Origin of the sequence: Bradyrhizobium sp. LB8.2, assembly GCF_040548035.1 — a bacterium.
Classification (GTDB): domain Bacteria; phylum Pseudomonadota; class Alphaproteobacteria; order Rhizobiales; family Xanthobacteraceae; genus Bradyrhizobium.
This window is the reverse complement of record NZ_JBEPQV010000044.1, coordinates 1-25,367: the sequence shown is the minus strand read 5'-3', so window position 1 is coordinate 25,367 and position 25,367 is coordinate 1. Positions and strand designations below refer to the sequence as shown.

General features: G+C 64.1%; 25 protein-coding genes. 13 read left to right on the top strand and 12 right to left on the bottom strand.

Going from position 1 to position 25,367, the window contains the following annotated elements; genetic code table 11:
- Nucleotides 1-3: 3 nt before the first annotated feature.
- Nucleotides 4-1,059 carry a dihydrodipicolinate synthase family protein gene (locus ABIB06_RS35165; RefSeq protein WP_354048792.1) on the top strand — a complete coding sequence of 352 codons (1,056 nt, stop codon included), beginning with the start codon at nucleotides 4-6 and terminating at the stop codon, nucleotides 1,057-1,059.
- Nucleotides 1,047-1,829 (top strand): ABC transporter ATP-binding protein, encoded by a 783-nt coding sequence (locus ABIB06_RS35160; RefSeq protein ID WP_354048793.1) that lies wholly within the window; start codon nucleotides 1,047-1,049, stop codon nucleotides 1,827-1,829. The genes ABIB06_RS35165 and ABIB06_RS35160 overlap by 13 nt, the downstream gene beginning before the upstream one ends.
- Nucleotides 1,830-1,903: 74 nt before the next feature.
- Here ABIB06_RS35160 and ABIB06_RS35155 read toward each other — a convergent pair whose 3' ends face one another.
- The 3 genes from ABIB06_RS35155 to ABIB06_RS35145 form a co-directional block, all read right to left on the bottom strand.
- A complete protein-coding gene (locus tag ABIB06_RS35155; protein ID WP_354048795.1) occupies nucleotides 1,904-2,995 on the bottom strand; it encodes a TRAP transporter substrate-binding protein in 1,092 nt (363 codons plus the stop codon).
- 146 nt (nucleotides 2,996-3,141) lie between these two features.
- On the bottom strand, nucleotides 3,142-3,399 hold the full coding sequence (locus ABIB06_RS35150; RefSeq protein WP_247346656.1) for a hypothetical protein: 258 nt from the start codon (nucleotides 3,397-3,399) through the stop codon (nucleotides 3,142-3,144).
- Nucleotides 3,400-3,463: 64 nt separating this feature from the next.
- Nucleotides 3,464-4,417, bottom strand: a complete 954-nt coding sequence (locus ABIB06_RS35145) for a DUF2778 domain-containing protein (RefSeq protein ID WP_354048839.1) — start codon at nucleotides 4,415-4,417, stop codon at nucleotides 3,464-3,466.
- Between the two features lie 191 nt (nucleotides 4,418-4,608).
- On the opposite strand from ABIB06_RS35145, the gene ABIB06_RS35140 reads away from it, so the two are divergent.
- Together ABIB06_RS35140 and ABIB06_RS35135 are read left to right on the top strand one after the other, a co-directional pair.
- Entirely contained in the window at nucleotides 4,609-5,049 is a 441-nt protein-coding gene (locus tag ABIB06_RS35140; RefSeq protein WP_354048798.1) for a DUF1810 domain-containing protein, read from the top strand.
- Between the two features lie 89 nt (nucleotides 5,050-5,138).
- Complete coding sequence (locus ABIB06_RS35135; protein ID WP_354048800.1) at nucleotides 5,139-7,220, top strand: methyl-accepting chemotaxis protein; 2,082 nt, start codon at nucleotides 5,139-5,141, stop codon at nucleotides 7,218-7,220.
- 6 nt (nucleotides 7,221-7,226) lie between these two features.
- On the opposite strand, the gene ABIB06_RS35130 is transcribed toward ABIB06_RS35135, so the two are convergent.
- Nucleotides 7,227-7,817 carry an NADPH-dependent FMN reductase gene (locus tag ABIB06_RS35130; RefSeq protein WP_354048801.1) on the bottom strand — a complete coding sequence of 197 codons (591 nt, stop codon included), beginning with the start codon at nucleotides 7,815-7,817 and terminating at the stop codon, nucleotides 7,227-7,229.
- Between the two features lie 45 nt (nucleotides 7,818-7,862).
- Entirely contained in the window at nucleotides 7,863-8,810 is a 948-nt protein-coding gene (locus ABIB06_RS35125; protein ID WP_354048802.1) for an AraC family transcriptional regulator, read from the bottom strand.
- A gap of 303 nt (nucleotides 8,811-9,113) precedes the next feature.
- Here ABIB06_RS35125 and ABIB06_RS35120 point away from each other — a divergent pair, with 303 nt between their 5' ends.
- Genes ABIB06_RS35120 through ABIB06_RS35110 form a run of 3 tightly spaced genes read left to right on the top strand, consistent with a single transcriptional unit; the run spans nucleotide 9,114 to nucleotide 11,709 of the window.
- Nucleotides 9,114-10,220, top strand: a complete 1,107-nt coding sequence (locus tag ABIB06_RS35120) for a DUF2336 domain-containing protein (protein WP_354048804.1) — start codon at nucleotides 9,114-9,116, stop codon at nucleotides 10,218-10,220.
- The gene (locus ABIB06_RS35115) at nucleotides 10,217-10,537 is read left to right on the top strand and encodes a PilZ domain-containing protein (protein ID WP_247346643.1); all 321 of its coding nucleotides are present in this window, start codon (nucleotides 10,217-10,219) and stop codon (nucleotides 10,535-10,537) included. Before ABIB06_RS35120 ends, ABIB06_RS35115 begins: the two co-directional genes overlap by 4 nt.
- Nucleotides 10,538-10,587: 50 nt before the next feature.
- Nucleotides 10,588-11,709: an HD-GYP domain-containing protein gene (locus tag ABIB06_RS35110; RefSeq protein ID WP_354048806.1), complete on the top strand. Its 1,122-nt coding sequence runs from the start codon at nucleotides 10,588-10,590 to the stop codon at nucleotides 11,707-11,709.
- Nucleotides 11,710-11,761: 52 nt separating this feature from the next.
- Here the strand turns inward: ABIB06_RS35110 and ABIB06_RS35105 are convergent, their stop codons facing one another.
- Nucleotides 11,762-11,965 carry a hypothetical protein gene (locus ABIB06_RS35105; RefSeq protein ID WP_247346629.1) on the bottom strand — a complete coding sequence of 68 codons (204 nt, stop codon included), beginning with the start codon at nucleotides 11,963-11,965 and terminating at the stop codon, nucleotides 11,762-11,764.
- Nucleotides 11,966-12,109: 144 nt separating this feature from the next.
- Entirely contained in the window at nucleotides 12,110-12,787 is a 678-nt protein-coding gene (locus tag ABIB06_RS35100; RefSeq protein WP_354048808.1) for a nitroreductase, read from the bottom strand.
- A 116-nt stretch (nucleotides 12,788-12,903) separates the two neighbouring features.
- On the opposite strand from ABIB06_RS35100, the gene ABIB06_RS35095 reads away from it, so the two are divergent.
- A complete protein-coding gene (locus ABIB06_RS35095; protein ID WP_354048810.1) occupies nucleotides 12,904-13,866 on the top strand; it encodes an alpha/beta hydrolase in 963 nt (320 codons plus the stop codon).
- 5 nt (nucleotides 13,867-13,871) lie between these two features.
- Here ABIB06_RS35095 and ABIB06_RS35090 read toward each other — a convergent pair whose 3' ends face one another.
- On the bottom strand, nucleotides 13,872-14,339 hold the full coding sequence (locus tag ABIB06_RS35090; RefSeq protein WP_354048812.1) for a cupin domain-containing protein: 468 nt from the start codon (nucleotides 14,337-14,339) through the stop codon (nucleotides 13,872-13,874).
- 188 nt (nucleotides 14,340-14,527) lie between these two features.
- Between ABIB06_RS35090 and ABIB06_RS35085 the strand changes: the two genes are divergently transcribed.
- Together ABIB06_RS35085 and ABIB06_RS35080 are read left to right on the top strand one after the other, a co-directional pair.
- On the top strand, nucleotides 14,528-14,776 hold the full coding sequence (locus ABIB06_RS35085) for a hypothetical protein (protein ID WP_247440466.1): 249 nt from the start codon (nucleotides 14,528-14,530) through the stop codon (nucleotides 14,774-14,776).
- Nucleotides 14,777-15,075: 299 nt separating this feature from the next.
- Nucleotides 15,076-16,128: a type II asparaginase gene (locus ABIB06_RS35080; RefSeq protein ID WP_354125691.1), complete on the top strand. Its 1,053-nt coding sequence runs from the start codon at nucleotides 15,076-15,078 to the stop codon at nucleotides 16,126-16,128.
- Between the two features lie 16 nt (nucleotides 16,129-16,144).
- Here the strand turns inward: ABIB06_RS35080 and ABIB06_RS35075 are convergent, their stop codons facing one another.
- From ABIB06_RS35075 to ABIB06_RS35065, 3 genes are all read right to left on the bottom strand, one after another.
- Nucleotides 16,145-17,020 (bottom strand): MBL fold metallo-hydrolase, encoded by an 876-nt coding sequence (locus tag ABIB06_RS35075; RefSeq protein WP_354048816.1) that lies wholly within the window; start codon nucleotides 17,018-17,020, stop codon nucleotides 16,145-16,147.
- A 71-nt stretch (nucleotides 17,021-17,091) separates the two neighbouring features.
- Nucleotides 17,092-18,714, bottom strand: a complete 1,623-nt coding sequence (locus tag ABIB06_RS35070; RefSeq protein ID WP_247440463.1) for an ABC-F family ATP-binding cassette domain-containing protein — start codon at nucleotides 18,712-18,714, stop codon at nucleotides 17,092-17,094.
- A gap of 134 nt (nucleotides 18,715-18,848) precedes the next feature.
- A complete protein-coding gene (locus tag ABIB06_RS35065; RefSeq protein ID WP_354048818.1) occupies nucleotides 18,849-20,450 on the bottom strand; it encodes a multicopper oxidase family protein in 1,602 nt (533 codons plus the stop codon).
- 233 nt (nucleotides 20,451-20,683) lie between these two features.
- On the opposite strand from ABIB06_RS35065, the gene ABIB06_RS35060 reads away from it, so the two are divergent.
- The 3 genes from ABIB06_RS35060 to ABIB06_RS35050 are packed head-to-tail and all read left to right on the top strand — an operon-like array spanning nucleotide 20,684 to nucleotide 24,602.
- Nucleotides 20,684-23,455, top strand: a complete 2,772-nt coding sequence (locus ABIB06_RS35060) for a xanthine dehydrogenase family protein molybdopterin-binding subunit (RefSeq protein ID WP_354048820.1) — start codon at nucleotides 20,684-20,686, stop codon at nucleotides 23,453-23,455.
- The gene (locus ABIB06_RS35055; protein ID WP_354048822.1) at nucleotides 23,452-23,976 is read left to right on the top strand and encodes a (2Fe-2S)-binding protein; all 525 of its coding nucleotides are present in this window, start codon (nucleotides 23,452-23,454) and stop codon (nucleotides 23,974-23,976) included. The genes ABIB06_RS35060 and ABIB06_RS35055 overlap by 4 nt, the downstream gene beginning before the upstream one ends.
- 8 nt (nucleotides 23,977-23,984) lie before the next feature.
- Nucleotides 23,985-24,602 carry an Isoquinoline 1-oxidoreductase subunit gene (locus ABIB06_RS35050; RefSeq protein ID WP_354048824.1) on the top strand — a complete coding sequence of 206 codons (618 nt, stop codon included), beginning with the start codon at nucleotides 23,985-23,987 and terminating at the stop codon, nucleotides 24,600-24,602.
- A 64-nt stretch (nucleotides 24,603-24,666) separates the two neighbouring features.
- Here ABIB06_RS35050 and ABIB06_RS35045 read toward each other — a convergent pair whose 3' ends face one another.
- Nucleotides 24,667-25,206, bottom strand: a complete 540-nt coding sequence (locus ABIB06_RS35045; RefSeq protein ID WP_354048826.1) for a P-loop NTPase family protein — start codon at nucleotides 25,204-25,206, stop codon at nucleotides 24,667-24,669.
- Between the last annotated feature and the right edge of the window lie 161 nt (nucleotides 25,207-25,367).

Here is a 25,367-nt window from a genome sequence, read left to right as displayed (position 1 = left end):
ATCATGCACCACAGCCAGATCAACAGCGAGATCCGCAGGCTGATCGCCGACGGCACCGTGCTGCCGGCGCATCCGCTCGCGCTCACCGCCGAACGCCAGCTCGACCAAAAGCATCAGCGCGCGCTGACGCGCTATTACATCGACGCCGGCTCCGGCGGCCTTGCGGTCGGCGTGCACACCACGCAGTTCGCGATCCGCGATGTCGGCCTCTACCGTCCCGTGCTCGAGCTCGCTGCCGAGACTGCGGCGAACTGGACCAAACGTCCGCTGGCGATGGTCGCGGGCCTCGCCGGCCCGACCCGGCAGGCCGTCACAGAAGCCCGCACCGCGCGCGACATCGGCTATCACGCAGGGCTCCTCAGTCTCGCCGCGATGAAGAGCGCCTCCGAGGACGAGATCATCGCGCATTGCACGGCGGTCGCGGCCGAAATTCCGCTGGTGGGCTTCTATCTCCAGCCGGCGGTCGGCGGCGTAATCCTGTCAAGCCGGTTCTGGCAGCGCTTTGCCTCGATCGACAATGTCATCGCGATCAAGATCGCGCCGTTCAACCGCTATCGGACACTCGACGTGCTGCGCGGCGTCGCCACGGCCGGCGCGCTCGACCGCGTCGCGATCTACACCGGCAATGACGATCACATCCTGCTCGATTTGATGCTGCCATTCGACCTGCGCGACAACGGCGTCACCACGCGGACCTACTTCAAGGGCGGCCTGCTCGGCCACTGGTCGGTGTGGACGGCGAGCGCGATCAAGCAATTCGAGCGCTGCAAGGCGGCACGGCACAAGGACAACGTCCCGGCCGATTTGCTCGCGCTCGATGCCCGCGTCACCGATTGCAACAGCGCCTTCTTCGACGTCGCCAATAATTTTCACGGCTGCATCGCCGGCTGCCACGAGGTGTTGCGGCGACAGGGCCTGATGCAGGGCTTGTGGTGCCTCGATCCGAACGAGGGTCTCAGCCCCGGCCAGAAAGACGAGATCGATCGCGTGTACCGCGAGCACGCCGACCTCAGCGACGACGCGTTCGTGGGCGCCAACTTAGACAAATGGCTGGCATGACCGAAGAGCCCTTCATCAGCCTGCGCGGTGTCCGGAAGATTTACCGCAGCCGCGGCGCCGAATTCCTGGCGGTCTCCGACGTCACCATGGACGTGCAGGAAGGTGAGCTCGTCTCGCTGGTCGGCCCGTCCGGCTGCGGCAAGACCACGGTGATGAAGATTCTGGCCGGGCTACACGGCGCCGACGGCGGCACGGTAAAGATCGGCAATGCCAAAAGCCGGTTCGATCCGACCCGCGACGTCGGCATGGTGTTTCAGCAGGCACTGCTGCTGAAATGGCGGACGATCCTGGACAACGTGCTGCTGCCGGCGGAAATCGTGGGCCTGCCGATCAAGGCCGCGCGCGGGCGGGCGCGCGATCTACTCAATCTGGTCGGGCTCGCGGGCTACGAGGAGAAATATCCGCGAGAGCTATCCGGCGGCATGCAGCAGCGCACCGCAATCGCGCGCGCCTTCATTCACGACCCAAAACTGATCCTGATGGACGAGCCGTTCGGCGCCCTGGACGCGTTGACGCGTGAGCAGATGAATCTGGAGATGCTGCGGATCTGGCGCGAGAGCGGCAAAACCATCATTTTCGTCACGCACTCGATCCAGGAAGCAGTGTTCCTGTCCTCGCACTGCGCCGTGCTGACAGCGGGCCCAGCGAAGATGGCCGATTATTTCCCGATCGACCTGCCCTTCCCGCGCGACCTTCCGCTCAAGACGACCGACGCCTTCGGCGCCTATGCAAGGCGGGTCTATGAGAAGCTGGGCCTCGGCGCGGCGTGAGGCGCTGCGCGATTAATCCTGTAGCCCGGGCTACGAAAGCTGGGCGCGGCGTAAGCACCGCGCCCCTCCTGCGATCAGGTCTTGTTGCGCATCTTGCCGAGCAGATAATTGTCGTAATAGTTTTCCGCGATCTGCGTGTAGAACAGCAGCTCCTTCATATACGCGTCGTGGCTCTCCTTGGTGCGCTTGAACAGGTCGCTCTTGGCGGCGAGCTCGTTCAGATGCTCCTGGGTCGCGGTGTAGCAGGCCTCCATCACCGGCTGCGGAAACGCCTTCAGCTCCGCGCCATTGGCGATCAGCCGCTTCAGCGCCGCCGGATTCACGCTGTCGTATTTCTCGAGCATCCAGGCGCCCGCAGCTGACGCCGCCTGGTTGACAATCGCCTGATACTGCTTCGGCAGCGAAACCCACTTCTCGTCGTTGACGATCATGTGCAGCATGGCGCCACCTTCCCACCAGCCGGGGAAGTAGTAATATTTGGCGACCTTCTGGAAGCCGAGTTTTTCATCGTCGTAAGGACCGACGAATTCGACCGCGTCGATCGTGCCTTTCTCCAGCGCCGGATAGATGTCGCCGCCCGCGATCTGCTGCGGGACCACGCCGAGGCGCGCCAGCACATGACCGCCCATGCCGGCGATGCGGAATTTCAGACCCTTGAGATCGTCTACGGTTTTGATCTCCTTGCGGAACCAGCCGCCCATCTGGGTGCCGGAATTGCCGCAGAGAATGGCGTGGGTCTTGAACGGCTTCAGTGCTTCGTTGGCGAGTTCGGCGCCGCCGCCGAAATGCCACCAGGACTCCTGATGGCGATGGTTCATGCCGAACGGCGCACCGGTCGCGTAGGCCAGCGCCGGCTCCTTGCCGATGTAGAAATAGAGCGGGGTCTGCGCCATCTCGACGGACGCAGTGCTGACGGCGTCGAGCGCCTGCAGGCCGGGCACGATCTCGCCGGCCGCAAAGGACTGGATCTGGAATTTGTTGTCGGTGGCTTCGGCGACGTATTTCGCAAAAGTCTGCGCCGTGCCGTAGATGGTGTCGAGCGACTTCGGGAAGCTCGAGGTCAGGCGCCATTTGATCTCGGGCGCGCTTTGCGCAATTGCAGGTGCGGCAACCAGCGTCGTCGCACCGGCGACGGCGCCGCCCTTGAGGAATGTACGGCGTTTCATGATGGGTCTCTCCCTGAAGTATGTTTGAATGTACCGGCCTGGAGCAACGACCTTCGCGGGCCCTTGCCTGTTCCTATAGCGGAGTTCAAGTTGTGAGCGGTAGCCCGGATGGAGCGTAACGCAATCCAGGCTACGCAGTGTTGCTCTCAGAGCAGCTTCGCGCTCACGAACAGCGCGCGCACGGCGTTGGTCGCCTGCACTACGAGCATGGCGTTGTCGGCGGCGCCTTCGAGCGCCGCGACCGCGTCTTCATGCAGCGAGCGAAATTCCATCCACTCGACCGATTTGAAGTTGGTGAGGAATTGATAGGCCTGGCCGACGGTCGCAATCGCCAGCGTGTCGCCGTTCAGCTTGATCTTGAACGTCGTGCGCAGCGGGGTCTCGGAATTTTGGGGATCACTCATGGGCTGCTTCTGGACGATGACGGCTTAATGAAGGGAAAACGGCAGCCCCGCCGTTGCAGGCCAATCAGGAGTCGGTGCTCGCGCGCTGCGAGGCGGTCGCCGATCCGTTCAGGCGCGGCACCACGATCAGGCGGTTGAACTCGCCGTTGTCGTAGGCCTTCATGAATCGATCATAGTCCTTGATCGAAACGCAGCCGTTGGAGTCGCCCCGCGGCCCGAGCATGAAATTGTGGGTGAGAAGACCGACGCGGCCGAGCGCGCTGGTGCCCTCCGCGGGGGTCAAGCGCAGCGCACGGACGCCGTGGAACAGCTTCTCGCGCGGCTTCAGGTCGTAGGTCGCGGGCGGGGTCGCGCCGACCATGCGCTGGTCGACATGCTGTGGGTCGTCCATCAGCGCGCCCATGCCCGAATGCGCCTCCAGCGCGATGCCGCTCGGCAGGTAGAGCGCCTTGGCCGAGATGTCATAGACCGCGGTCCGCGAATCGTAGCCGAGGGCGGCGAGATCCGGCGCCTTGCCGAACAGGCCGCTGTCCGGCGTCAGCGAGGCCAGCTTGATCTTGTCGGTGAATTTTTCGAAGAAGTTGCGGTTGTCGATCCTGGGATTGGCATCCGCAAAGGCCTGACTGGAGGCGATCTGGGCGGAGAAGTCCGCCTGGGCCGGGCGCGAGCGCGGCATCGGGACGCCACCATCGGCCCGCTGCGAAGGCCTTGTCTCGTCGACCACGTGCCTGTCGTCATCGGTCAGGGTCGCGCGCCAATCGTCGCCCTGAAGTTTCTGGGCGAGCATCGCCTTTGCGTCGCGCAATTTGAGCTGGACCGCATTCAAGGCGGAGAGCTCCAGCGTCCGCAGGCCGAGTTCGCGGGTGGGCGGACTGCCAGATGTGGAAGCGAAACGATCATCGAACGAAGGGGCATTGGCCGGCGGCAGTGCGGCGGTGGCCAGCGAGGCCGAATCGCCGATATCCGCGACCCAGGCGGCAGCGCCCAGCGCCAGCGCGACGGCGGCCAAAGATAGCAGTATCGTCTCGGCTCGCCCAATACGGCGGCGCGACAATAGCCCCTCGGCTTGTGCGCGGTCGGAAACCATCAGATCCCCAAAATCGACCCCCGGGGGGACCCACCCCCACCCGGAGATTCTATACCAGCTACCACATTGGGAGCCAAAAGTTAGGCATAATCGCGGCCGCCAAGGCTCCCCCAGGGTATCCAATGACCGATCCTTTCGATCTAACGCGCTTCGTCCGGGCCCAGGACCCGGTTTTTCGCGACGTCCAGGAGGAGCTGACCCGGGGCCGAAAGCAGAGCCACTGGATATGGTTCGTCTTCCCGCAGGTCGCCGGCCTCGGCTTCAGCGCCATGTCGCAGCGCTACGCCATCGCCTCCCGCGCCGAGGCCAAGGCCTACCTCGCCCACCCCGTCCTCGGTCCGCGTCTGATCGAATGCACGAGGCTCGTGCTCGCCATCGAGGGGCGGACCATCGACGCCATCTTCGGTGCGCCCGACGACGCCAAATTCCGCTCGTCGATGACGCTGTTCGGCGCGGTGTCCGACGAACCTGTTTTCGATCAGGCGCTCGCCCGATATTTTTCGGGCGAGCGCGACGGCGCCACGCTGGAGATCCTCGCCGCCCTTGACCGAAAGGCCAGGTGACCGCGGCCACGAGCGTAAACCCGGGATTAACATCGCCTGCCTATTGTTCGTGCAAAATAATTCCCCCGCGCCAATTGCCGGACAGAATCATGAAAATCGGTACGCTCCTGACCACCGCCATCGTCTCGCTCTCGACCGTGGGCGGCGGCCTCGCCGTCTACGTCGCCGTGACGAAGTACCAGACAATCGAGCGGATCACCGAAGCCCAGGGCCGGCTCGCGATCGTCCGCGCCGTCAGCGACATCCCGCGCTATCTCAATCCCGAACGCGGCTTCTCCACCAACATCCTCTACGGCCCTGCCACGGTCGACCCGGCGCAACTCGCTGAGCAAGGCAAGCTGCGCAAGCAGACCGACGGCGCCCGCGATAGGATGAACGCGCTGCGCAAGGAGCTGCCCGGCCCGTTCGACGACGGCACCGCCCTCGGCGGCAATATCGACGGCATCAACGCGAAGTTCACCGCCCTGCGCGAGGCCATCGACAAGGCGATCGCCGGGCCGGCGGAGGCGCGCAAGGACGCCGCCAAGAAGGTCGTCGCCGACAACGCCGTGCTCAACGGCAGCGTGACCGCACTGCTCAACGAGCAGGTGCGCCGCATGGCGATCCTCAATGGCGATGCCTACCGCCAGTCCAACAACGCTAACATCGCCATGACGCTGCGCGACATCGGCGGTCTCAATGCCAGCGTTCACAAGAACCTCGTCGGCGGCAAGAAGGTCGCCACCGACGCCGAGAAGGCCGACGTTGCCCGCATGCAGGGCCGCAGCGACCAGATCGTGATGTCGCTGATGGAATTGCGTGGCAATCCAGCGACCCCGGCCAATGTCGGCGGCGCGCTCGAAACCATGAATTCGCGCTACGTCGAGGAGTTCGGCCGCGAGCTCAAGCTCGTCAAGGACGGCGCCGTCAGCGGCAAATACGAGCACGACGTCGAGACCTATTACGCGGCGTCACAAAAGGGGCTCGGCTCCATCATCGGCGTTCGCGATGCCTTTTACGACAACGCGGAGCAGATCCTCGCCGGCGCGTCTTCAGCCGCGCGCACCAGCTTCACGGTCGCTCTCATCGGCCTTCTCGCCGTGCTGATCGCCAGCGCCGGCCTTATCGTCATGGTCCGCCGCCGCGTCTGCGCCCCGATCGTCAACCTGACGACACGGATGGCGCGGCTTGCCGACGGCGATGTTGCGGAAGATATCCCCGGCGCCGAGCGCTCCGATGAAATCGGCGCGATGGCCGCCGCCGTTCAAGTGTTCAAAGACAACATGATCCGGGCCGACCGGCTCGCGGCGGAGAAGCAGACCGAGAACGACGGCAAGATGCGCCGCGCACAGGCGCTCGACGGGCTCACTCGCGCGTTCGAAGCCAAGGTCACCGAGCTTGTCGGCGGCCTGTCCCGCGCTTCATCCACCATGGAGAGCACGGCGCAGTCGATGACCACGACGGCGGCCCAGACCAACAGCCAGGCCGCGGTCGTCGCCGCCGCCTCCGAGCAGACCTCGACCAACGTGCAGACCGTCGCCAGCGCCACCGAAGAGCTGACCTCCTCGATCGCGGAGATCGGCCGTCAAGTCGCACAAAGCACCGAGATCGCGGCCCGCGCCGTCGACAACGCCCGCCGCACCGGCGACACCGCGCGCTCGCTGGCCGAGGGCGCGCAGAAGATCGGCGACGTCGTCACGCTGATCCAGAGCATCGCCGAGCAGACCAATCTGCTGGCGCTGAACGCCACCATCGAGGCCGCACGCGCCGGCGACGCCGGCCGCGGCTTTGCGGTGGTTGCGTCCGAGGTGAAGTCGCTGGCGGGCCAGACCGCCAAGGCCACCACCGAAATCTCCGAGCAGATTTCGGCGATCCAGGCCGCGAGCGACGAGACCGTGGCGGCGATCCGCAACGTCGCCGACGTGATCGGCGAGATCGACCAGATCGGCACCGCGATTGCCGCCGCGATCGAGCAACAGGGCTCGGCGACCAAGGAGATTTCACGCAGCGTCCAGGAGGCCGCGCGCGGCACCCAGGAGGTCAACACCAACATATCAGGCGTGCAGCGCGCCGCCGACGACACCGGCACGGCCGCGAGGGAGGTGCTGGGCGCGGCCGAGCAGCTGTCGACGCAGTCACGCGATCTCGCCGGACAGTTCGACCGCTTCCTCGGCGAGGTCAGGGCCGCGTAAGGCCGTTCAATACGGCGGCGCCTTGCGCGCCCGCTGCGCCTTCGCGGCCTCGATCCACCATGCGAGATCGTCGGCGAAGCGCGAGAACGAGCGTTCCAGTGCCTTGCCGCCCTCGCCGATCGGTTCGCCCGCCTCCGACAGCGTCTGCGCGATCGGGCCGACGCCGATGGTGCTCGACACCACCACCATGCCCATCTCCGAGAGCGTGCCGTGCCATGCGGTCGAAGCGCGTGCGCCGGATAGGCGGCCGGCGGAATAGCTGACGATCGCGGCCGGACGCCAGAACCACTCCTCGAGGAAATGGTCTGTGAGGTTCTTCAACCCCGGCTGGATTCCCCAATTGTATTCGCCGGTGACGAAGACAAAACCGTCTGCGCCGCGGATCTCTCCGGCCAGCTTCTCCAGCGCCTCGGGTGCTGCGCCCTTGGCATATTCCTTGTACATGCGATCGAGCATCGGCAGGCCGATCGCCTTGGCGTCGATCAACACGACGTCGTCGCCGCGGCCGCGCAGGCGATCGATGACGAAATTCGCAAGGCGGATGCCCATGCGGTCGGAACGGTAGGAACCGTAGAGGACGAGGATGCGATTACTCATGGCCGCAGTCTAGCACGAAGGCACAGCTCCAATCCATTTATCCCGCTATCGGCCTCGGCCGCGCTCCAGCGTCAGCGATGGCGTCTCGCCGAACTGATCGCGATAGCTTCTGGAGAAGTCGCTGAGATGCCAGAAGCCGAACGCCAGGGCCACGGCCTTGACGCTGTCGGCGCCAACGAGCAGCCGCTGGCGCACCAGCCACAGCCGGCGCAGGCGCAAATAGCGATGCAGGCTCATGCCGCGATAACGGCGGACGACGTCGTGCATGGTGCGCACGGGCAGGTTAAGCTTGCGCGCGATCTCCTCGCTGTAGATCGGCTGCGAGAGGTCGTCGGACAGAAGCGCGCGAATATTCCGGAAGATCTTGAAATTCCGCTCGTCGTTGGGACGCAGGGTCCATCGTGCGGGAACAACGCTGTCGAACGCGTCGTCGACGGCTCCAAGCAGCGATTCCTTCATGGCTGCGCCCTTCAACGGCACCTCCGCTGCACCGACGGGTTCCGACGCGGCAGCCAGCACCTCCCGAACCACGCTGCGGAGCCGGTTCAGGCCCACGACGGGCGTTTCAAAAATCTTGAAGCTCGAGGCTGCGTGCGGCCAGCCGCGATCCATCACCTCCGGCCTGAACACCACCGAGGCAATTTGCCGCTGCACCTCCTCGATGGTGGTGTAAGCGGCGCCGCCGCTGCCGATGACGATAACCGGCCGGGCGCGCTGCGAGCCATTGAAGCGGATGGGCACGTTGAGGTCGTCCATCGTGAACCCGATCGCGGTGCAGTTCTCGACCAGCTGTGCGTCCACGATGCGGGGAAACGCGCGCGTCAAATTCACGTCGCAGCCGGGCAGCGACAGAATCGTCTGCTCGGCCGAAATCCTCCGTACGAAGGGCGTGAACTCGAAATTCAGGCCGCGTATGGCATTCCGAAATTCATCGACGTCGGAAAAACGAAATATCTTTGGCGCCAACCTGGGCGCGTCATCAACACTGTTCATGGCAATACGAAACGTCGCGTCGCAACAGACGCGCGCCCGGCGACGATGCCGGTTCGAGTTTCCCCCTTTCGGCGTCCCGTTGGACCGAGAGAATCATCTTAATCCGTCTCGATCAGTTGGCGAGGGTCCCGTTGAAAGGACAAGTCGCCGGATCAAGCCTCGCCGAATTTCGATATCGTTTCCGGCAGTATCGGCGGTGCACCAATACCCGGGCGCTCAAGGTCTAAATTTCAAATTAACGCCTGTGGGGCACAATGGAGGTCATTGGTTAGTCGAAGTTCATTTTGAATACAGGCCCCTGCCATGATGGCAAATTCGCCTGCTGATGTTCTGGTTGAACTGGAAGATGCGGTCGCAACGTGTCCGCCGGACCGCTGCGCACGGATCCTTTCCGGTATTGTGCAGTTGCTCACTGGCAGCGGCGACCGATCTCAGGAATTGCTCTGCGGTGTGGTCGACAGCGTTCTGCTGCGTTTGACGGAACGGGTCGATGCCATTGCTCTGATTCAGCTCAGTGCCGCGCTTGCCGAACTCAAGGCGGCGCCGCCGGAGACGTTGCGGCGGCTCGCCTCGCACGCCGATGCGGACGTGGCGTGTCCCGTCCTGCTCAGATCTCAGGCACTCGCCGCAGCCGATCTTGTGGTGGTCGCGGCCTCCAGTGGCGAGCGGCATCTACGCGCGATCGCCGCCCGCAACGCGATCGAGCCGGCCGTGACCGAGGCGCTGATCAGGCGCGGCAGCTCAATCTGCCTTGCCCTGATCAAGAACCCGGGGGTCGAATTTTCCGACGCGGCTTATGACACGCTGGTCGCGAAAGCCGAGCAGGACGGCGAGATCGTGAAGGCGCTGGCGCTGCGGCCCGGCACGCCTGACCTGGTCGTGCGAAGGCTGCTCTCGGCCTCACCCGGCCCGACGAAGCCAGCCAAGCTCGACGCATCGGCAGTTTCGCCCGCGCAGGTTCCAGCACCGGCTCCACTCAAGCCCGTCTGTCCGGCCGACTATGCGGGCGCACGGCCGGAGATCGTCGCCCTTAACCGCGTCGGCAAGCTCAACGATTCCACGGTGAACCGCTTCGCGATCCGCGGCGAGACCGCCAACCTGTTCACGGCGCTGTCGGTGCTGTCGGCGGCCCCGATCGAGATTGTCGAGCACGTCATGACCGATGACGACTGCGAGGGGCTGGTCATGGCCTGTCGGGCGTCACGGCTGAACTGGGCAACCACACTTGCGATCCTCACCAATCGCAGCGGCACACGGCTGTCCTTTGCCGAGCGCGAACGTGCGCAACACATGTTCGAGACACTTCTTCTGTCGACCAGCCAATGGACCGTGCGCTGGGGAGAAATCGCACCAGGCGCCGGTACAAGCGATCGGGGAAATCGCGGCGCGAAAATGGGGATTAACCGATGAAGTTCGATGGTCGCAAGGCGCTTCGCGTGCGGATGGATCACAAGCAGGGCGTCAAGCTGATGGGCTCGGACGGCACCTGGCGACGCAGCTGCATCCTGCTCGACGTGTCTCAGAGCGGCGCGAAGATCGAGGTTGAAGGCACGCTCGACGTGCTCCAGGCCAAGGAGTTCTTCCTGCTGCTGTCCTCGACCGGTCTCGCCTTCCGGCGCTGCGAACTGGTGTGGATCGACGGCACCACGGCCGGCGTTCACTTCATCACCGCAGATAGCAAGAAGAAACCGGCAGCAGCCGCGCAGACTGCCGCTCAGAGGAAATAGGCCCAAGGATTCATCAGCCCCATCCAGTTCCAGCATAATTCAGGTCAACCGTGCAGAACGCGCGAACCATATCCCGCCCGGTCAAAAGCGACGGCGGCATCCGAGAGAAGGAAGCGGCACGCGCGTTCGTGCATGTGCTGGCTGATTCCTCCGACAAATTGTCGAGCGTCTGTTCGATTCTCGCGCAACGGTTTGCCGTCGCAGGCGAACGGCTCGACGCGGAAGCCAAGCTGTCCCAGGTGCCGTTCGCGATCGTCATCCGTGCGGAATTGCGTGACGTTCACACCGTTGCGGCCATCAAGAAACGAGCCGCAAAGCTCGCGAAGGCGACGAAGCGCATCTTCCTGGTCGAGCACTCCTCTCACATGAGTATCTCGCAGGCCTACGCGCTCGGGGCCACGCTCGTCCTTCCCGGGACGATCGACAAGATCAAGCTGCTGGCAGCGCTGGCTGATCCCGCCGAAGAGGCGTCTGCTTCCTCAGGTCACGCGCCGCAGCCGGACAATGCAGTCGAAACCGCGGCGACCGCCATCGCTTCGATGTTCACGGCCGTCACGCTCGGCGAGCCCCTTGACGTCGACGGCACGAAGGAAGCCGGCCGCCAGATCGCCGATCGCATCACCCAGCATGGCCTGTCCGAGTGGCTCACCACGGTGCGGCGCCACCACGAGGGAACCTACCAGCATTGCCTGCTCGTGACCGGCGTGGCGATCGACTTCGGGCTGAGTCTCGGCGTGGGCCGGGCCGATCTCGAGCGGCTGTATTCGGCCGCCATGTTCCACGACATCGGCAAGGCGCAGATCCCGCTCGCGATCCTGGACAAGCCCGGCCGCCTCGATGCGGACGAGCGCACCATGATCGAGACTCATCCGGCGGCGGGCTACGACTTCCTGAAGGATCACGAGAAAATATCTCCGGAGATCCTCGACGCCGTGCGCCACCATCACGAATTTCTCGACGGCAGCGGCTATCCGGATGCGCTCGGGGCCGAGAGCATCGGCGACGTCGTGCGGATTCTCACGATCTCGGACATCTTCGCGGCCCTGATCGAGTATCGGCATTACAAGCCGACCCGGCCACGCGGCGAGGCCTATGACATTCTCTGCGGGATGAGCGGAAAGCTGGAGAAGGCACTGCTGACCGCGTTCAGGCAGGTCGCTCTCACGAGGTGAGCGCAGCAACCCGTCTCGACCCAAGTCTTGTGCCCAAGTCTAGTGCCCAAGTCTAGTGCGCGGCGCGATGTCTGGCGCGGCGCGGGATGGACCGGCAGGCCAGCCCTTCGGCCAGCAGCTTCATGTCCTCGTGCCGACCGCTGCGGATCAGCCGGCCGAGTTCGTCGGGTGTGAAAGGAAGAGTTGGATCATCATCGATCGGGCGCCGCACCCGCGGGCCGAAGAACCGCCGAACCAGGCTAGCCAGCCGCCGCATGTCAATTCCCTCGCGCCAGCAACAAACCTCTCAGTCGGCATATTGTTCCTCCTGCATGATCGAGATTGCAAGAGGCCGCTTGGCTCTACGCCCAAAAAAATCGTCGAGAGAATAATCTCCTCTACGTGCACTACTCGATGTGCACTACTCGGCGAATCCGACATAGCGAACGAAATCGTCGTTGCCCTCGCGGTCCGAGCGCACCGCGTTCGCGGCAAAGTTGTCGTCGGGATAGCCCATCGCGACGCAGGTCATGATCACCTCATCCTCCGGAATGTTTGCGACCTCGCGCACGATGTCGGAGCGCATGATGCCCTGCCCGTTGATCACCGAACCGAGACCGCGGTCCCAGGCCGCGAGCACGATGCCGTAGCAGAGCGCGCCCAGATCGAAATGGCAGACTGCGCCGGGATCCAGCACGCGATCATACGTCAGCACCAGCGACACCGGCGCGTCGAACTGGCGGAAGCCGCGCAGCACCCAGTCCTGCCGCATCGGCTTGTCGTCGCGCGCGATCCCCATCGCGCCGAACAATTGCTTGGCGATGTCGACCTGCCGTATCCGGTGAACGCCCTGGTACTCGCCGTGGCTGACGATGTCGCGCTTGACCTTGGCGCCGCCGACCATTTCTTCCATGTTGCGCCGGCGTAGCTGTTCCAGCGGGCTGCCTGTGAGCACGTGGACATGCCAGGGCTGGGTGTTCATCGACGACGGCGCACGCTTGGCGCTGTCGATGATCGCCTCGATCACCGCGCGCGGCACCGGCTCGTTCCTGAAGCCACGCACGCTGCGGCGCGACTGGACCAGCGTTTCGAATTCCACCTCAAGACCTCCCTGCCCGTTCATCCCCTGGCATCGCAACATGCGAACGGTTGCCGATGCGGCGCGCAATATCTATGCTAACCCGCAAGCAAGACCAAGAACCCCGTGAGGATCCCATGGCCGCACCGCTCGACCCCGTCATCGCCCAGATCATTCCGCTGCTGCCGATGCGCGATCACACGACGATGACGCCACAGAGCGCCCGCGATTCCTTGCGCGCACTGGCTGCCTCGCGCGCGGCCATAGCGCCGCCGCCGGTCGACATCGTCGCGGATATCAAGGTGAAAGGCGGCGCCGGCCCGCTCGATGCACGGGTCTACCGGGTCGGCACCAATCCCGCGCCGACCGTGGTGTTCTTCCATGGTGGTGGCTGGGTCGCGGGCGACCTCGAGACCCATGACCGGCAGGCGCGCAACCTTGCGATCGAGACCGGCGCCGTCGTCATCTCCGTCGACTACCGGCGTCCGCCGGAGACGTGCTTTCCCGGCGCCTTCGAGGACGCCTTCGCCGCGGTCAGCGACATCTTCAACCGCGTCGCGGAATTTGGCGGCGATGCAAAACGCCTCGGCGTTGCCGGCGACAGCGCCGGCGGCAATCTCGCCGCCACCACCGCGATCGCCTGCCGCGACGCCGGCATCAAGCTCGCCGCGCAACTCCTGGTCTATCCCGTGACCGACGTCGTTGGCAGCTATGCGGACGCGCGCGAGAACGCGCCCTTTCCCTCGCGCGCCGAGAATGCCGAAGGCTACTTCCTCTCGCGCGCCGTGATGGAGTGGTTTTGCGGTCATTATCTCGCCGATGCGGCTCACGCGACCGACTGGCGCGTTTCACCGCTACGCGCCACATCGCTCGCCGGCGTCGCGCCCGCGATCGTCACCACTGCCTGGTACGATCCCCTGCGCGACGAGGGCGCGGCCTATGCACGGGCGCTGGAGGCGGCCGGTGTGCGGGTGAAGCATCATGAGGGCGCCAGCCTGATCCACGGCTATTTCGGCCTCGGCGACGCCTCCGAGGTGGCGCGCGCCGAAGCGCAACGTGCACGCGCGGACTTCAAGGCGCTGCTCGCGCGGGGCGTATGAGACCGCTAGGCGCGCCGCGCCGGTTGCGCGTCGGTGCGCCCCCACGTTTCGTCCCAATCCTGCCCGGCGGCATCGACGACGCGGCCGTCGGATTCGAAGAACTTGTTCGGCACCTGGAAGATCGCCAGGATCAAGGCACCCTCCGGGCACCAGGCGGCATGCCGGCTGCCCGCCTCGCGCCAGATGAATTCGCCGGCCTTGCAGGCGATCCCCTTGGCCGGCCCCTCCTTGTCGACGAGAGCGCCCTCGATGACGTAACTCTGCTCGACGCCGACATGCACGTGATCGGGCAGCACCGATCCCGGCGCAAAGCGCATCAGGGCGGTCATCAGACCGCTGCTGCGATCGAACAGCAGCGTCTTGGCCTCGCAGCCCGGAAAGCGCGTCTTCTGCCATTCCATCTCTTGAGGCCGGACCAGATGCGAATGCTGATCAGCGGCGGCCTCCGGCACTTTCGGAATCACGGCGTCCATCACGATGCTCCTCCAGCTAAACTCGGCCGAAGCTAGCAGGGTTGCCCGGCCAGGTCAGCGCGCAGCGCAACACGCCGCAATCCTCCCCCGCGGGTGATCAAAATGGCGCCACAGGCGCCGATCCTGCTTGATTGCGCCACGATTCCCGGTTCCAATCCGCGTGCCATTTCTGGTTTAGGGAGACAACCATGATGAAGCGGATTTTCCTTGCTGCGATCGTTGCGACCTTTGCAGCGGGTTCGGCCTTCGCGGAAGACACCTGCGAGAGCAAAGCGGTCGGCAAGGACGGCAAGGCCTTGGCCGGCGCTGCCAAGACCTCGTTCATGAAGAAGTGCAAGGCCGACGCCTGCGCGCCCAAGGCGATGAGCGCCGATGGCAAGCCGCTCGCCGGCGCCGCCAAGAACAGCTTCATGAAGAAGTGCGAAGTCGGCGCGTAATCGCGCTGCGAATTTGCTGTTGCTTTAGCGTGCAATCGCCAAACGAACTGCGTCATGGCCGGGCTTGTCCCGGCCATTCGCGTGTGTGTTTCCGAATAACAGAGGCGAAGAACTTTTGCCGCCTCCCGCGCGCGCCGACCGCCCAAACCAAATCATCCGAAACCATCGCCACCCTAGACAGAAGGCCTGGGCTGACGGATCATGCAGTGCTGAGCGAAATGGGGCGCATCGAAATGGCTTTCTAGAAAAGGGAGGTCGAGATGTGGCAACTTCGAGTGCGTGGTCAGATAATGGCGACAATGAGCTTGCTGTTCGCGCTGCTCATCAGTTTTGACGTCGCGAACGCAAGGGGCTCCGGTCTGCCCAACGTCATGGTTCTGGCAACCGGCGGCACGATCGCCGGCACGGGGGCGAGCAGCACCACCGTGGTCGGTTACACCGCAGCCACGGTGGGCATAGAGACCCTCCTGAACGCCGTCCCCGAACTGAAAACCGTGGCTAACGTCAAGGGCGAGCAGGTTTTCCAGATCGCCAGCGAGAACATGAACAATGACTACTGGCTGAAGCTTGCAAAGCGCGTCAACTCGCTCCTCGCGCAGGACGACGTCGATGGGATTGTGATCACGCACGGGACTGATACGATCGAGGAAACCAGCTATTTTTTGAACCTGGTTGTCAAGAGCAGGAAACCTGTCGTCATCGCGGGCGCGATGCGGCCATCGACAGCGATCAGCGCGGATGGGCCGATCAACCTCTTTAATGCGGTGATCCTCGCAGGCAGTGACGAGGCGGTCGGCAAGGGCGTGCTCGTTGCTCTCAACGATCAGATCAACGCGGCGCGCGAGGTGACCAAGAGCAACACCTCGACGGCAGACACCTTCCGCACACCCGAACTCGGCTTTCTCGGCTACATGCAGGGCAACAAGCCGTACTTCTATCGTCAATCGACGCGCCGGCACACGGCGGACTCCGAATTTGACGTTTCTAACCTCGATGTCCTGCCGCAAGTCGACATTGTCTACGGCTACGCCAACATGAACCGGCTCGCGATCGACGCTTTTGTCGCTGCCGGGGCGAAGGGGATCGTGCATGCTGGCGTCGGTGATGGCAGCCTTGCCCGGCCCGCGGTCGAGCCAGCTCTCGATGACGCCCACAAGAAGGGGGTCGCGATCGTTCGCAGCAGCCGTGTCGGGAACGGCATCGTCGCGCGCAATGGGGAAGCCAAGGACGACGAACACGACTTCATCGTCTCGGATACGCTTAATCCTCAGAAGGCGCGTATTTTGCTGATGCTGGCGCTGACCAAGACGACCGACAGCAAGGAGATCCAGCGGATGTTCTACACTTATTAGATCATCCGCTGTCGCCCTACTCCCGCTTGAAGCGATAATCGAACGCTCCACCGAGCGGCTTGATCAGCCCCACCGTCGGCGTCGGGAAATGCACCGGCAGGATCAGCGTGTCGGTATCGGCAACGGAGGCGAAAAACTTCCGCCGTGAGACCGCTGATTGCCTCGCATCCCAATCCGGCTTCGCCGACCAGTCCGGCTCGCGGCACTGAATCTGGTGATGCATGAGATCGCCGGCGACCACTGCCCGCTGGCCCTTTGAGAAAATGTTCACGCAGCAATGACAGGGCGAATGCCCCGGCGTCGGCGTCAGCGTGACGGTGTCGTCTAACGCGTAATCATCATCGACCAACAGCGCCTGCCCGGCTTCGACGATCGGCAGGCAATTGTCGCGAAACACGGTGCCGGGCGGATTGCTGCCCTTGGCATTCTCCGCCTCCCATGCCGCATACTCACCCTTGTGGAAGACGTATTTCGCATTCGGAAACGTCGGCACCCAGCGCCCGTCGCGCAAGCTCGTATTCCAGCCGGTGTGGTCGATGTGAAGATGCGTGCAGAAGACGTAGTCGATCTGCTCGAAGCCGATGCCAAGCGCGAACAATTCGTTGCGCCAGCGCTCCTTGCCGGGAAAATCGAACGGCGGCGGATGACCCTTGTCCTCGCCGGTGCAGGTGTCGACCAGAATAGTGTAGCGTGGCGTGCGCACCACGAAGGTCTGATAGGTGATCACCATCATGCCGCGCGCGGCGTCGAACACCTCAGGCTCCATCGTCGGCAGATGGCGCTTGAACACGCCCTCGTTATAGGCCGGGAAAAAATCCTGCGGCCGCCGCCACGGCCCTTCCCGTTCGATCACCGCATCGATGGTGATGTCGCCGATCCGGAGTTGCTTCATGGTTGTTTCGCTCCCCTTTTTGGAAGGAGCGTAGCGGGCGGCAGCAACGCGTCAAGGCGCGTAGCGGAATGCTAGCTCCGCAGCCCCGGCGCTTCCTGCCCCGTGCGCGCGACGTACTCGGTGTAGCCGCCGCCAAACTGGTGGATGCCCTCCGGTGTCAGCTCCAGCACGCGGTTCGACAGAACGCTGAGAAAATGCCGGTCATGCGAGACGAACAGCATGGTGCCCTCGAAATCCGACAGCGCCGTGATCAGCATTTCCTTGGTGGCGAGATCGAGATGGTTGGTCGGCTCGTCCAGCACCAGAAAATTCGGCGGATCGAACAGCATCTTCGCCATCACCAGGCGTGCCTTCTCGCCGCCTGACAACACGCGGCATCGCTTCTCGACGTCGTCGCCGGAGAAGCCGAAACAGCCGGCGAGCGCGCGCAATGATCCCTGCCCCGCGGTCGGAAACTGTTCTTCCAGCGACTGGAACACGGTATGCTCGCCGTCGAGCAGGTCCATGGCGTGCTGGGCAAAATAGCCCATCTTGACGCTGCCGCCCACCGCCACGGTGCCCTTATCGGGCTCGCTCGCGCCGGCGATCAACTTGAGCAGCGTCGACTTGCCGGCGCCGTTGACGCCCATCACGCACCAGCGTTCGCGGCGGCGGATCATGAAATCGAGGCCGTCATAGATGCGCTTGCTGCCATAGCCCTTGTAAACGTTCTTCAACGCCACGACGTCCTCGCCCGAGCGCGGCGCGGGCAGAAAATCGAACGCCACGGTCTGGCGGCGGCGCGGCGGCTCGACCCGCTCGATCTTGTCGAGCTTCTTCACCCGGCTCTGCACCTGAGCGGCATGAGACGCGCGCGCCTTGAAGCGCTCGATGAACTTGATCTCCTTGGCGAGCATCGCCTGCTGGCGCTCGAACTGCGCCTGCTGCTGCTTCTCGTTCAGCGCCCGCTGCTGCTCGTAGAACTCGTAATCGCCGGCATAGGTCGTCAGCGAGCCGCTATCGATCTCGACGACTTTCGAAATCACGCGGTTGATGAACTCGCGGTCGTGCGAGGTCATCAACAGCGTGCCTTCGTAATCGTGCAGGAATTTTTCCAGCCAGATCAGGCTTTCGAGATCGAGATGATTGCTCGGCTCGTCGAGCAGCATGACATCGGGACGCATCAAGAGAATGCGGGCGAGCGCCACGCGCATCTTCCAGCCGCCGGAGAGCTTGCCGACGTCGCCGTCCATCATCTCCTGGCTGAAGCCGAGGCCGGACAGCGCCTCGCGCGCACGTCCGTCGAGCGCGTAGCCGTCGAGCTCCTCGAACGCGTGCTGCACCTCGCCGTAACGCGCGATGATCTCGTCCATCTGGTCGGCTTTGTCGGGATCGGCCATCGCCGTCTCGAGCTCGCGCAGCTCGGCGGCCACCGCACTCACCGGTCCTGCCCCGTCCATGACCTCGGCCACGGCGCTGCGACCGGCCATCTCACCGACATCCTGGTTGAAATAGCCGATGGTGATGCCGCGATCGGTCGAGACCTGCCCCTCGTCGGGCAGTTCCTCGCCGGCGATCATCCGGAATAGCGTGGTCTTGCCGGCGCCGTTCGGGCCGACAAGGCCGATCTTCTCGCCCTTATTGAGGGCGGCGGAGGCTTCGATGAACAGGATCTGGTGGCCGGCTTGCTTGCTGACGTTGTCGAGGCGGATCATGGGGTCTTTTTGGGGGATTGTTGCGTTGCAGCGTCATAGGCCATGCCGGCCGCCAGGGGAAGCCCGGCCGGGCCCGGATTCCGCCTTCGCCGGCCCCCAAACTCGCGCAATTCGACAAAGATCAGGGGTTGGGCTTAGGGCTTGTAGACCTCCACGGTCTGCATCATGCCCATCTCCTCATGGTTCATCATGTGGCAGTGGAGCATATAGACACCGGTGAAATCGATGAAGCGCGAGCGGAACACGACCTCGCCGCCCTTGCGCTCCACGATCACGGAATCCCGCCATTCCGGCACGGCCAGCGCCTTGCCGTTGACCGACACCACCTGGAACGGATTGGTATGGATGTGAAAGACGTGGTCGTCATGCTCATGCGTGTTGACGATGGTCCACTCCTCGACCGCGCCCAACTTGACCCGCTGATCGATGCGGCCGGGATCGAACTTCTTGCCGTCGACGAAGAACTCGAACTCCTGCCAATGGCCGGCCGCATCGGCCTCAGGGGCGGTTGCCGACAAAGTCACCTTGCGACGGTTGGTGATCTCGGAATCCTTGATGGTCGCGAGCGGCGCCGGCGATAGGCCGCGCGGCAGCTTCATGTCCATCGGCGCGCCAGCCACGACGACCCGCGCCAGCGGCCCGACCGGCGAAGGATGCCCCTGGTCGTAGGGCGCGGCGTTGAAGGCGTAGGTGCCAGGGCCGCCTGCCTTCACCAGAATGTCCGCGCGCTGGCCGGGCGCGATCAGGACCTGCTTGAGCGACTGCATGGCGCCGAGCTGGATGCCGTCATAGGCGATCGCATGCAGATCGTGCTTTTCCAGGTCGAGCAGCATGTCGTCCTGATAGGCGGCATTGAGGATGCGCCAGCGCTGCACTTCGCCCGGACGCATCTCGATCGCCGGCCGCCGTTGTCCGTTGATCGCCAGAAAGCGCGTCGCGGTCTCCGGAAACAGCGTCTCGAAATTTTCGACCATGCCCTTGGCGTCGTAGACCACCTGGGTCAGCACCAGCAGCCGCTCGCGCGCGGCCGTGATCTCCGGCACACCGGCGAAATCGCCCTCGATGACGACGGCGCCCACCATGCCGCTGGACATCTGGATATCGGCGCTGCCGTGGTGATGCGGGTGATACCAATAGGTGCCGCTGGTGTGGTCGGCGGGCAGCGAGATCTCGATATTGTAGCTGTGACCCGGCGCCATCGAGCGCATGACATTGTCGGCAATCCCGCTCGGGCTCGCATGCGCGCCGTGGAAATGGAAATTGGTGTTGTTGAACTGGTGCGGATGGCTGATGTCCGCGGGCAATCCATCGCGGTTCGGCGGCAGGTCGTTGATCATCTTGATCCGCAGCGTCTCACCGGGCTTCATCCGCAAGGTCGGACCGGGACTGCCGCCGTCGTAGGACCTGACATAGAGCTTGACGCCGCCGATCTGGCGATAGGCGTAGCCGACGCGCAATGTGGTGCTGAGCACGCCATTGACGGATCTGCGCACCTCGGGCTCGACCAGCGGCTGGTCCATGGCGGGAGCCGGCGTTTCCGGCACCATGCCCATGGTTGGCGACATATCTGCGGCGTGCAAAGCGCCCGCATGGTCGTGCATGGCATGCTGGGCATTCGCTGCCCCCGCGACCAGGGACAAGGCGCCCGCCTTGAGACCGTAATCGAGCAATTGGCGCCGCGAGAAGTTCGTCGTTTCCGCCCTGACGCGCGAGACGTCGTTCGAATCGTGCTGCATTTGCGCTTCGCCCCCGTTGCCATCCGTCTTCAGTTTGATTCGATCCTAAAGCAAGCGCGAAACGACAATTCCATCCGGCAAGCATACCGCATTCACCGGTTGTAAACGCCCAGACCCTTTCTATCGTCGCATGACGAATCATGACGGATTCGAGCTAGCATTGGCGCGTACTCTCCGCGCGTCGATGCCGCCAGCATCATGATATTCTCGAAACCTTATACAAGGATCTGATCATGGGGCCTTCGCGACGCGAGTTCGTGAAGTGGTTATCGGCGGGAGGCATTTCGGTCAGCTTCTCGCGTCTTGCTTCTGCGGCAGGAGCTCCCTTCGCAGCCCAGGAGACGCTGCCTGGACGCGGCAAGTTCAATCCCGCGACAACGGGCGCCGGCCGTGTCGACGGGGTCGCCAAGGTCACCGGCGCAAAGCTTTACGCCTCCGACTTCCGCGCCAATGATCTGCCGGGCTGGCCGCTGGCCACCTCGCACGCGATCCTGGTCCGCGCCAATGACGCCACGCATGTCTATACCGGCATGGACCTGGGCCGCCTCGGCGGCGCGCTCAAGCCGTCGGTGGTCGTGACGGCCGCCGATCTCGACCGGATCGGGACGCAGGTGCCGGAATTCTATGCGGGCGACCTGTTCTGCCCGCTCGGCAAGACGCCGCTCTATCTCGGCCAGCCGGTCGCGCTTTTGATCTTCGAAAAGTTCGACGCCTTCGACCAGGCGCGTCTCGCCCTGCGCGACGGCACTTTTGTTCAATTCGGCGAGGAGACCGGGCCTGTCGTCGTCCCGGATTACGGGGCCTTCCGCTTTACCCGCGTGGCAGGTCCCTCGCTTGACAAGCCGGATGTCTATTCGCCGCTCCAGGCCGGCTGGGTCTCGCCGAAGAAAGTACAGAGCGCGGCGCTGCCGGTGTGGTCGCCGCTCGCCAAGGAAATGCCGGCGGATTACGCCAAGGCGGCGAAATATGGCGAGCAGATCCGTGCCGAGCTTGCAGCGGATGACGCCTCCATGCTGGTGCTCGACCGCGAGTTCGAGACGCAATCGGTCGACCCGATGTTCCTCGAGCCGGAATGCGGGCTCGCCTGGTACGACGGCAAGGGCGGCAACCTCGAACTGCTGCTTGGCGTCCAGTCGCCCTACGAGGCGGCGGAGTCGATCGCGCATCTGTTGGGCAAGGCCCGCGCGCCCTACAAGCCGGCGCACATCAACGCGCAGTTCGCTCATGTCGGCGGCGGTTTTGGTGGCCGCGATCACACACCTTTCATTCTCTATGTTGCGCTCGCGGCGGTCTGCTTTCCCGGCAAGCCGGTGCGGCTGGCGCATGACCGCTACCAGCAGTTTCAGGCCGGCATCAAGCGCCACGCGATCAAGATGCGCTCGCGCATCGGCATTGATCGCGCGACCGGCAAGATCAAGGCGTTTGCCGCCGACCACGTGCTCGACGGCGGCGGCCTCGCCCATTTCTCGGCCAGCGTCGCCGTCGTCGCGGCCACTGGCGCAATCGGCATCTACGACATTCCGAAGGTCGACGTCAGGACCGTCGCCGTGCACTCGCGCGGCGTGAGCGCGGGCTCGATGCGCGGCTACGGCATACTGCAAGCCATGACGGCGCTGGAGGTCCTGATCGACGAGGCGGCGTCCGAGCTCAAGCGCGATCCGATCGAATTCCGGCGGCGCAATGCGCTGCCCCAGAACGGCCGGACCATGACCGGCAATCCCTACATCGTCTCGGTTCGCACGCCCGAAATCCTCGACAAGCTCGAGAAGCACCCGATCTGGCAGCAACGGGCACAGTTCAAACAGACATCATCGGATCGGCTGGTCGGCACCGGCGTCGCCTGCGTGACGAAAGACTATGGCTCCGGCGCGGACGGCTCGCTCGGACGCGTGGAGCTTGCCCCCGACGGCAGGATCGTCATCTCTTGCGATCATGTCGAGATGGGCAACGGCATCGGGACGGCGCTGGCCAACCGGGTCGCCAGCCATCTCGGCGCCATCGCCGACGAGGTCTCGGTCGCCCGCGTCGACAGCTATGACGTGCTCGGGCTGGTCACATCAGGCGATCCCTCCACCATCGACCAGAAGACCCAGGATGCCGCGGAGAAAAATCCGCGCTGGGTGCCCGCGATCAGCTCGCCGACAAGCTCCTCGATCGGCGCGCATGTCGGCACGCATTCCGCCGCGGAAGCCGCCCGCGTCATCTTCCGCTTCGGCCTGTGGCCCGCGGCGCTTGAGCTGTGGCGCATCGCAAGGACTGATCCGCGCGGTCGGCAATGGGCCAGGGCAAGCTGGCAGAACGGGAAGCTCGCCATGCCCGGCCTCGAACCGCTGGCCCTCCCTGCGCTCGCCGCAACTGCGCATGCGCGCGGCTTCGTCACCGGCGCAGTCGCCCACAGTTTTTCGCGCTGGGCGTGGTCGCGCGCACGCTTTCCGCTGTCCGGCGAGCAATACCGCGCCGAGATCGACGCGCTCGCGATCCGCCGCGCCAATGGCAAGTTCGAGCGGATCAACCGCACCAGCGTCAAGTTTCCGCCGACCGACAACAACCGGATCGGCACCGCCTACACCTCGATGTGCGGCACGGTCGTTCGCGTCGAGATCGAGCGCGCAACCGGCGCGCTTCGCATCGCCAAGGCCTATAGCGTGTTCGAATGCGGCACCGCGCTGGTGCCGGAAGTCGTGATGGGCCAGGCCCAGGGCGGTTTCGCCATGGGTGTCGGCTACGCGTTGCTCGAAACCCTGCCCCCGTTCGAGGGCGGTCCCGGCAACGGCGAATGGAATCTCGGGCGCTATCTGGTCGCACGCGGCTCCGACCTGCCGCTCCGGGATCTCGAGATCGAGATGCTGAAGCCGCAGACAGCAGACGAAGCACCGAAGGGCATGGCGGAGGTCGTGATGATCCCGATCGTGCCGGCGCTGATCAACGCCATCCACGACGCCACCGGCCATCGCTTCCGCGCGCTGCCGGTCACAGCAAACCTTTTGAAGGGAGTGCTCGCGTGACGACCCTCAGCCTCACCATCAACGGCCGGAAGCACGGCCCGATGGACGTCCGCGACGACCTCTCGATGAACGATTTTTTGCGCGAGATGCTCGGGATGACCGGGACAAAGTTCGGCTGCGGGGCCGCGCAGTGCCTGAGCTGCGCCATCATCGTCGACGCGCCCGACGGCACCAGCACCACCAGCCCCACCTGCGTCGCGCCCGCCGTGTCCTTTGACGGCAAATCGATCCGCACCGTCGAGGGCCACGCCCAAGGCGGCCAGCTCTCGGTGCTGCAACAGGCCTTCATCGATCATTTCGCTTTTCAATGCGGTTATTGCACCGCCGGCTTCCTCAATGAGGGCCAGGTCTTGCTGGAGCGCCTGTCGCGGACACCGGTCGCGCGCGAGGCGCTGGAGCAGACCATCGCGAATGCGCTCGACGGTCATCTCTGTCGCTGCACCGGCTACATCAAATATCACGAGGCGGTGCGCGACGTGATCCTGGCCGATTCGAGCCGCTACCTCATGGCCACCAAGTGACACGCGCCATGATCTCCGACGCGCGGTTCAAGATGATGGCCGTGGTCGCGGCACTCGCCGGCAGTCTCAGTGCGGGCTACGCGGCCTCGGAAAGCGCGGGGCATGCGCTGGCCTCGCCGGAAAGCTTCGCCGGCATCACTGAGACCGAGAAGCGATCGGCTGCGATCTTCACCGAGCTCGGCAAGGTGCTGACGCATCCGCGCTGCACCAATTGTCATCCGGCCGGCGACAGGCCGCACCAGGGCGACAATGCCCGCCTGCATCAGCCGCCGGTCACACGCGGCGCCGACGGCCATGGGCTCGACGCGATGCGCTGCAACACCTGCCACCAGAAGGCCAATTTCGAGCCCGGCCGCATGCCCGGCCATCCCGACTGGCATCTTGCTCCGCGGGAAATGGCCTGGGAGGGCAAGACCATCGGCGAGATCTGCGAGCAGATCAGGGATCCCGCGCGCAATGGCGGGCGCAAGGTGGAAGACCTGATCGACCATATCGGCAAGGACACCCTCGTCGGCTGGGCCTGGACGCCCGGCTTCGGCCGCTCGCCCGTGCCGGGCACGCAGGAGCAGGCCGGCGCGCTGGTCGAGGCCTGGGTGAAGACGGGAGCGGCCTGCCCGGCGCCGTGACGCGAAGACGAGCACTCATCAACTAAATGTCGGCTTCCGAGGGTAAAGCGGCCTACTTCGCAGCCTAAGGCCTAAAACTTGGATCAATATTGGTCGTCCCGGCTCGCGACTTATCGATCAATTGGGCAACTTGTTCTCGGCTCTCTAGCCGCAACTTCGTACCTGGGAAATCGTTGAACAGCTTAGAGTGACCAGCAAACGACGAAGGTATCTGCCGAGTCCAGTAGGCCCCCGCCCACTTCATCAGTTCGGCGGCGTCATGATTTGTTGCTCCTCGCCGCAGACCGCGAGCCAGCAGACCGGCGCGGCAAAGGCTCCAGGGAAAATCTAGCCAAATGAGAGCGGTTGCTTTGGGAAGGGCGACTTCCGCAAGCCATCCGAATGCACCTTCGATGATCCAGTGCGGCTGACCTGAAATATCGAGAACCATCTTTCGCGCGACGGCTTCATTTCGCTTTGAGCCAAAGCCATCGTCTTCCCAGTGCAACAGATCAAGATCGATCGCGGGGATATCGGCGAGAATCGCGATGGCTTCGGCCAACGTGCTTTTGCCTGAGCCGCTGTTTCCAATAATTGCCGTACGTTCGATCAGAGGTTCAGGCATTCAACTTGCAGATGGTAGTCCTGCCTCATTGCCGGATAATATTCGGTCGCTCATTATCGACATGGCCTAGGGTCTGTTGGGATTCAGGATTCTCATCGGGGCTTGGTTGTGATTCAAGCTTGGGATGGACCGATTCGTTTTGACTGATGCCCAATGGGCGA